This is a genomic window from Luteimonas abyssi (assembly GCF_001482195.1).
GTDB lineage: Bacteria > Pseudomonadota > Gammaproteobacteria > Xanthomonadales > Xanthomonadaceae > Luteimonas > Luteimonas abyssi.
Window position 1 is genome coordinate 1,921 of record NZ_KQ759764.1, and the last position, 7,350, is coordinate 9,270.

The following is a 7,350-nucleotide window of genomic DNA, read 5'->3' on the forward strand; positions in this document are numbered from 1 at the left end:
ATCAAAATTGGATAAAGATCTTTACTATTACGTCACTAGCAAAAAGGAAAAATTATGGTGTTATCGTCACTTTTACTATGACGCTCTGGGAAAGAGAAGAGAAAAAGCTAAACGAAGATTTACAACAGAAAAAGAAGCCTATAAGGCCTTATTAGAAGTGAAGGCCAATCTGCTTAATGGTAATACAAAACAAGTGGAGCATTCTAATTTAACAATTTCAGAATGGTTAGATATTTGGTATGATACGCATAAGAATGATTGGAAAGTTACTTCACGAGATCAAAGAAGGATGGCCATAAGAGATCAAATGAAACCACTACTAGGGAGTTATAAGCTTGCGGAACTAGATAAGACTACTTACAAGCGTGTATATATTAATAAACTGCTTGAAAAGTACAAGCCTAGTACCGTTCAACTTTTTCACCGATTATTTAAAGTGGCCATTAATGCTGCTGTTGATGATGAAATTATCCCTCGTAACCGATTCAATAAGATTACGATACAACAGGATGAGCCAAAGGATAACTTCCTAACAGCCGAGGAATTAAAAAAACTGTTAGCAGCTGCTAAACAGTATGAGAATGAAACTAATTATACATTCCTTCTAACATTGGCATACAGCGGCATGCGAAAAGGTGAAGCCTTAGGAATACAGTGGAAAAACGTTGATTTTGATGCTCATACCATCACAGTGGAGCGTACCAAAGATAATAAAGGTGTTCGTACCCCTAAGACAAAAAACAGTTACAGAACCATTCTAATGGATGATTTAAGTATAAAGCAACTCCAGCAATATAAAACATGGTGTAAACAAGTTAAATTATCTTATGGAAAAAAATTAAAGGATAATGACTTTGTATTCATCTCTTTTCAAACTGGTGAGCCTGTTTCTGATACAACTGTTATGTACGGACTTAGAAGAACCATCAAAAAGGCTAATGAAAAAGTGGAAACTTCCCAGGGGAAAATAAAAGAAGTAACCCTTCATGGATTACGTCATACACATGCTACTCTTTTAATTAGCCAGCGGATCCCGGTAAAAGTTATAGCGGAAAGATTAGGGAATACACCTCAAATGATTTTTGATATTTATGGCCACACATTCAAGGAATTAGAATCGGAAGCAGTCACCGCATTTAACGATAGTTTAAAGCATTCTGCGGTAACTTCTGCGGGAGCCGATTAAAATACAGCCCTAGAAGCCTTATTTTACAAGGGTTTATAAAACTGTTCAGTTCTACTCTCGTTAATTTCCGAGCATATTATTTAACGATAGTAAAAACCCTAGAATCCTTGTTATATCAAGTGTTTTAGGGTTTTTTGTTTGTTTTCAGTTCCGTAAAATTAGGTATTCTCCCGCAACTATTTGCGGTAACTTTGCGGGAGCATTGCGGTAACATTTTTATTTAATAAAAACGTGGGTCAGACGGATGAGAAGGAATAAAAACCGGAAGGAATAAATACTATCAAACTAATAAGACTGTTAATACATATCTCTTGTAAGATCCATAAGTTGAGAATATTGATCTTCAAAAGTTTTTAATGTCTTTTCTAATAACTCTATTTTCATGTCATCATCTGTCTTATTAATCATTATTTTATTCAAATTTTTACAATTATTTTGCATTGTTTCAATAACATCTTTAACGTTTTCATACTCAATGTAAAAATCATTCGTATTAATAAAAATAATCTCATTGGTATCTTCAATAATTCGTTGGGAACAAAGATTTTTGGTATCAAAATCTAACTTATAGAAACTACTCTCTTTGTACCCTATATCATTCTCATGTTTTTTTATCGTTTCATAAAGATGTATATACATTCTTATGTCTCTGGGAATACTAAATATTTTAGAAGAAATAATTTCATTATACTTTTTTATGTCTTTCTTTGTTTTTTGTTTTGCCTCTTTTTTGTTATTTCTTTTCTCAAGTAAATGTTTTATAAAAAATCCGCCAGCAGCAGATACAACAATTTTCAATGCCTCCATGCTAATCGCAAAGTAATCCATAAATTCTTCTCCTTCTTCAAAATACAACTTTATCAATTTTCCTTACCTTAAATATCATTCCATACATCATCTCACCTATAAGATATTATAATCTATTACAGAATTCGATAAAAAGAAAAACCACAGAACTTAACCTGATAAGAATAGTAACTATTCTATCGCTCCATTATTTCTTAGATTCCTCATTATTTGTGGATTATCGTTCTCAACACTATAAAAGAATACTTCATCTACTTTATTTTTAATATCCCATTCCTTGATGCCCCATTCATTTGTTGTAATTAAAATTACTTTTCTAGACTCTGTTTTTTCCAGCTCTTCAAGAAACTTATTGTATCTTTTAGGATTATCTAGTACAGTTTGCACAGGATAGAACACCGTAAATGTATTTTCATTACCTTTAGGGTTAGATCTTGTATTCGTTACATAACTGTTAATGTTGACTCTCATTTTGCCAAGTTTATAGGTTGTTGTTGATTTGATGGCATAGGGCAAAAGATCTTTCTGGAAGGCGTGATTAATGTGATCTGAAATATCGGACATAGCACTTGTTCTAATGATCCCCTTACTAAAGATACCGTTTAAACAAGATAGAGCAGCCCTTAATTTTGCTTCGTTATCATAGCCCTTAATCAATAAGATTCTTTTAGTATCATCATTTATAAAGTTAGATATTGCATCAATTGCATTTTGCCTATCAGTCATTCTTTCACACCCTTTACATATTTAATTTTCATAAACTTAGACTTCATAAATGCTAGAGTATCTTTCCTTTTCCCATTCATCTCTTGCTTACTTGCTCTCCTGAAGTTCCAATTTTCTGAATAAAAGCCTAATACATGTTCATAAAGATTTGGTAAATTCCAAATAAATATACTCCAACACCTACATATTTAATTAAGACTCTTGGTGCTTTGCATACCTTTAATAAAAACATAACAATAAAGGCAGCTAGAAGTGGGATAAATAAAATCATTGCTAGCTCAAGTGCTAACTTATTGATTACAGGTTGTCCTACACTAAAATCAATTTCCATAACTTGTACCCCCCTCATCTTATATCGGAGGAAAGCCTAAAATGTGTACGCAATTCAAAATATATGATCTTCTTTATTAATTAGGAAAGCACCGTCTAAGGTGCTATTCTATACCAAATACATTCTTTATTTGGAATTTTGCGTATTCCTTTAGGACATCAAAAGGGACAGAACCTAATTCGAATCCTTTGCTTTTGACTCCTTCTTTAGTTTTTGCCCAAACATTATCGTTTTTGATAGAATCTAAGAACTCATGACCTTGCCAAGTTAATGAAGCGATTAACCACATCGGTTTATTATCTGCCCATTTTGTGTTGTTAATGACGTAACCAGCTTGATCTAATATTTTCAGATGGTATGCAACAACTTCCCTGTCCCAATCTTCAGGTATTGTAAGCTCTTGTCGGTCATTGTTATTTTCTATTAATAGCAGCAATTCTCGCACTAATTCCATATCTCTTTGCATCGATTTCTCCTCCTATCTAATAAGTTCTAATTTCGACAAAAAACAGGAAATTCCTGCATAAATCAGTAGTAAAACCAAAGAATATCCCTGTCTGTTGATAGAGAAGTATAAGGAGGATAACAATTGATCAAACTTATTAAGAAGAAATAAAAACAAGTTGCTCTCAACAGCCATTAAGCCAGTAGAAAAAAGTTATTGGAACAGAGGGGGGACCAGAATGAGAATGATACGAGGAGTAAAAAAGCTGTGTGAATACCTTGAATCAATTAGCTGTCCAATTAGTGAATCTACTATATATCGCTTGTTAAGAGAAGATAAAATCCCATATTCCAAACCTTCCACCAGAGTCTTACTTTTCAATTTGGATGAGATTGATCAGTGGATAAAAGGGGATGTCTCATGATGGAATTAACTGAACGTAAAATTAACAACTTACGTGCTGTTGCCCGAATCATTTATAAACGAAAGTACGGTATAGATATTGAATTTACTAAATCGGTGGAGGAAGTCATAAAGGATAATAAAGCTGGTGCCGTTAAGAACAACGCTAACAATTCATCTTAGCGGTTATAAGACGAGGTTATACTTAAGACTTATGTATCGATGTTATCCATTTATCGATGTAGGAGCAGGAATAATGCGAAGTTGAAATATGGTTAGCGAAGTTGAAATATGGTTAGTCCCACTACATCATCTGCATAACCTGTATTAAGGAGGGGATGAATTTGAAAAAACAACAAAAGTATACATTTCGGCACTATAGGATGGTCGATGGAGAAAAAGTTGAATTCGACCCTAGGCAAGATAAAGAGTTAGCTGAACGTTGTTTGTTGGCCCTTGGCTTTATAGCAACTGGTAAAGAATGTGAATTGGTTGATAAGAAGTGATTTCAACTGAGGTTATGAGCCCAAGATTTCACTTAAAATTTATGCAACGCACAAACAGTCAATGGGAGAGCATGATCGCAAGCAATACCCATTCTACAACATCAATTGCTTTTCGATTTAGATTAGATTGATCAGTGGATAAAGAATAGTTAAGAGAGGGTTTTAATAAAATAAGCAGCACCTACTGTACAAGTAATGATAGAACAGAGTTAAAGAAGAAAAAGTTTCCCATACAACTTATTTATTTGCTCACTATGGATAAAAGAGATAAGAGAAGTAATTTTAACCCTGCCATTCGTGCATAAGTGGAGATTATATTGAATACTGGATGAATCTTGAAGAGAGTAAAGAAAAAGTAGGGCGTATTAGTGGCCCTACTTTTTAAATTTAATTCGTCGGTCCCAAGTGAGGAAATGATAATTTTTTTGTTAAAAGTCTTCCTTTAACCCATGATTATATGCGTTATAAACATTAATTGGAGGCATAATAACTGGAGGAACCCCTGCTTGAGAAGTAAAGCTTGTAATTAAAGACCTTAAATACGGCAACAAAATTGCCATTCCATTCATTTGAAAGTTCTCAATATTAACGTCCCCTTCACATCTAAAGTAGCCTACCACAGTAAGTCTCAAATGGAATGGAACATCATTTATACTAAAATCTTCTTCAAACACCTTACAGGATAAAGTCAAAACTGCTTTGTCTTTATTATCGGAATATTGTGCACTAGATTCAAAAGCAAATTCCAAAGATACTTCATTACTTCTTTCCTCTAAGTTAAAATCATAATTTCTTTCAAAAACCATTTCTTTTACAGTATAATCCTCAAATATTAAAACACTTTCTATCCCTTGACTCATTATACCATCTCTCCATAAATTAAGAATTTACTAGTTTTAAAGATTTTATTAGCAGGCAGCTTTGAAACTAGCCCCCTTAAACCTTGTTCCATTATTATTATAATTGTAGAAGCTATTATTAGTATTAAACTTCGATTTAACTTTAACTTTTATCTTTACAGAATCATTATAGAACTTTGCTTCTACATTAAGATCGTTGAAATAAACTTCCCCATTACCTTCTTCATAATCAAAGCCGGATTCATTAAGAAGGTCATCAAATTCTTCATCACTCATATTTGCGAATAATTCTTGAACTTCTTTCTCTATATCTCTCATCAACATCACATCCTTTAACTAATTATTTAGCTTCTGCATAGTTTTTTACTTCAATATATGGAATATGCTTGATACATAACTCAATACCATTCGGTACTCTTGAGCCACTAAATCCGAATTCCCTGTCAGCTTTTGTATATGTATATGTTTCGGCTCTAATAAGCTTATAGCCCTTAGCCTTGGCGATTGCATTATATATTTTTCCATCTAAATCTTCTTGACTGTCTACATTAATTTTTCTTTTTCTACCTGATAATTGATCAACTAAAAAACGCTTTCTGAATTCATGAAAAAATTTCTTCGAATCTCTATCATCAGCAGTATCAAATATTTCACGTTCTGGGACTTTAATTTCAACTCTAATAACTTTGGGAATTTTACCGTTGTGTCTTGCAATAGCCCAGGTATTCGCTAAATTGAAATCTTCTTCAAAAAAATATATACCTGAACCTAACCAACCTACTCTTCCGTTGTTTATGAAGTTCGTTCGAATTATTTGCTTAGCTACATTATTATTTGTTCCATGATAACCAATAAATTCTCTATACTCCATTTCATGACCTCTTATTTTTTTCATTTGATTCATAAAAAATTACACCTTTGAATTAGTATAATACAATTGAGGTATAAAATAAAGAATTGAATTTATATTTACTTTATTCCCTTATCAGCAAAAAGTATTCTTTATCTTACAAAAAAAAAGAGCGGGAGGCGCCCGGTCGACCGTTCAATAACTTGTGGCGGACTATCTTTCCCGGAATATTTTTAGGCCATTCTTTAACTATCAGTGCCTATGCACACATAGTGTATGGTCTTATGTGTAAAGTGATATGTGTGCATAGACACATAGTGTATAGTCCTCAATCTTTTGCTGTAGCTACGTTTTTATCACATCCTGGAAGTCTAACTATCCATCTCGATGGAAGTCTTGTTAAGGTGGTTATGGAACAGAAATCAAGTTGCTTCCTTAATTAGAGAATTCTTTTTTTTGACTCTCAGAATTCGCTTTTTTCTTGATAATTGTACCGCACATAATAACCATTATATGCGGTAGATGGAGAGCTCATATTTAATAGGTAACATTTTAAGTTAGATCCTTTTGTTTCCTGGAGTAAGCCTAAAATTATGGTAAACCCAAATTTGGGGAGTCCTTAATTTAAGCCCAATTTTCTTCTGCAGCATATCGTCTTATTCAGAGATATCATCAATGAATGAAATGGTGTGACTGGAGACTTCGCCAGTTTCCATTGCTTTTAGATATTCCTCTTCACTATTGTAAAAATGTACCCTTTGTTTGTATGGGAAATTGCTCATCTTCTTTTCTAATAACTTGGCCCTTGTAAGCAGACTATTACCCAGCATTATTATCACACTCCATTACAGCTGCAACCCAATCATCTACTAAATTACTTTTAAATCCTTTTTGCTGCTCTTGTTCATCCGTTAAGTCAGCATTTGGAAGTAATTCACCCAAAGTTATCGTATTAATGGAATGTATTTCATTCAATTGTCGCTCTATTCTGTGAATCCTATTATTAAAACTCACCATCATCACTCCACAACTGTTTTGTTTCTTCTTTTGTCATCATGTAGGCTTCGAGAATAAAACATAATCCACCTTCATCATAAATCCCTTGTTTACGTTTATTATTTATTTGAATAGCTAATTCACTTGGATCTCCTCTCATAGCGCTATCAAATATTTCATGAACTTCACTTTCTGTCATAATGATAGTTGTGCCATCGGTGAAATCCATGTCCCTTTTTTC

General features: G+C 33.1%; 11 protein-coding genes. 3 read left to right on the plus strand and 8 right to left on the minus strand.

Translation table 11 applies throughout. The features are described 5' to 3' along the window. A partial coding sequence (locus RG19_RS17015) for a tyrosine-type recombinase/integrase (protein WP_058836716.1) occupies positions 1-1,186 on the plus strand: 1,186 nt, incomplete at its 5' end. A 297-nt stretch (positions 1,187-1,483) separates the two neighbouring features. On the opposite strand, the gene RG19_RS17795 is transcribed toward RG19_RS17015, so the two are convergent. From RG19_RS17795 to RG19_RS17425, 3 genes are all read right to left on the minus strand, one after another. Further along, on the minus strand, positions 1,484-2,014 hold the full coding sequence (locus tag RG19_RS17795) for a hypothetical protein (protein ID WP_157515402.1): 531 nt from the start codon (positions 2,012-2,014) through the stop codon (positions 1,484-1,486). A 150-nt stretch (positions 2,015-2,164) separates the two neighbouring features. After that, the gene (locus RG19_RS17020; RefSeq protein WP_058836713.1) at positions 2,165-2,719 is read right to left on the minus strand and encodes a hypothetical protein; all 555 of its coding nucleotides are present in this window, start codon (positions 2,717-2,719) and stop codon (positions 2,165-2,167) included. A 434-nt stretch (positions 2,720-3,153) separates the two neighbouring features. Next, entirely contained in the window at positions 3,154-3,516 is a 363-nt protein-coding gene (locus tag RG19_RS17425) for a DUF2513 domain-containing protein (protein WP_082672866.1), read from the minus strand. Positions 3,517-3,739: 223 nt separating this feature from the next. On the opposite strand from RG19_RS17425, the gene RG19_RS18545 reads away from it, so the two are divergent. Together RG19_RS18545 and RG19_RS17800 are read left to right on the plus strand one after the other, a co-directional pair. Beyond that, positions 3,740-3,919 (plus strand): helix-turn-helix transcriptional regulator, encoded by a 180-nt coding sequence (locus tag RG19_RS18545; protein ID WP_202905389.1) that lies wholly within the window; start codon positions 3,740-3,742, stop codon positions 3,917-3,919. 316 nt (positions 3,920-4,235) lie between these two features. After that, complete coding sequence (locus tag RG19_RS17800) at positions 4,236-4,403, plus strand: hypothetical protein (RefSeq protein ID WP_157515403.1); 168 nt, start codon at positions 4,236-4,238, stop codon at positions 4,401-4,403. A gap of 428 nt (positions 4,404-4,831) precedes the next feature. Here the strand turns inward: RG19_RS17800 and RG19_RS17430 are convergent, their stop codons facing one another. The 5 genes from RG19_RS17430 to RG19_RS17820 all read right to left on the minus strand — a co-directional run. Next, positions 4,832-5,263, minus strand: coding sequence for a protein-export chaperone SecB (locus RG19_RS17430; protein ID WP_082672867.1), 432 nt, complete (start codon positions 5,261-5,263; stop codon positions 4,832-4,834). Between the two features lie 48 nt (positions 5,264-5,311). Then, complete coding sequence (locus tag RG19_RS17805) at positions 5,312-5,581, minus strand: hypothetical protein (RefSeq protein WP_157515404.1); 270 nt, start codon at positions 5,579-5,581, stop codon at positions 5,312-5,314. Positions 5,582-5,603: 22 nt separating this feature from the next. Then, positions 5,604-6,167 carry a hypothetical protein gene (locus RG19_RS17810; RefSeq protein WP_157515405.1) on the minus strand — a complete coding sequence of 188 codons (564 nt, stop codon included), beginning with the start codon at positions 6,165-6,167 and terminating at the stop codon, positions 5,604-5,606. Between the two features lie 765 nt (positions 6,168-6,932). Continuing rightward, entirely contained in the window at positions 6,933-7,127 is a 195-nt protein-coding gene (locus tag RG19_RS17815) for a hypothetical protein (protein ID WP_157515406.1), read from the minus strand. After that, positions 7,117-7,350 (minus strand): hypothetical protein (locus RG19_RS17820; protein WP_238376712.1); only part of this gene is annotated, 234 nt, incomplete at its 5' end. The genes RG19_RS17815 and RG19_RS17820, both read right to left, overlap by 11 nt.

Excerpts from the sequence above, each read along its gene's own strand:
- RG19_RS17795 (WP_157515402.1), bottom strand. The coding sequence starts at position 2,014 with ATGGATTACTTTGCGATTAGCATGGAGGCATTGAAAATTGTTGTATCT.
- RG19_RS17020 (WP_058836713.1), bottom strand. The coding sequence starts at position 2,719 with ATGACTGATAGGCAAAATGCAATTGATGCAATATCTAACTTTATAAAT.
- RG19_RS17425 (WP_082672866.1), bottom strand. The coding sequence starts at position 3,516 with ATGCAAAGAGATATGGAATTAGTGCGAGAATTGCTGCTATTAATAGAA.
- RG19_RS18545 (WP_202905389.1), top strand. The coding sequence starts at position 3,740 with ATGATACGAGGAGTAAAAAAGCTGTGTGAATACCTTGAATCAATTAGC.
- RG19_RS17800 (WP_157515403.1), top strand. The coding sequence starts at position 4,236 with ATGAATTTGAAAAAACAACAAAAGTATACATTTCGGCACTATAGGATG.
- RG19_RS17430 (WP_082672867.1), bottom strand. The coding sequence starts at position 5,263 with ATGAGTCAAGGGATAGAAAGTGTTTTAATATTTGAGGATTATACTGTA.
- RG19_RS17805 (WP_157515404.1), bottom strand. The coding sequence starts at position 5,581 with ATGAGAGATATAGAGAAAGAAGTTCAAGAATTATTCGCAAATATGAGT.
- RG19_RS17810 (WP_157515405.1), bottom strand. The coding sequence starts at position 6,167 with ATGAATCAAATGAAAAAAATAAGAGGTCATGAAATGGAGTATAGAGAA.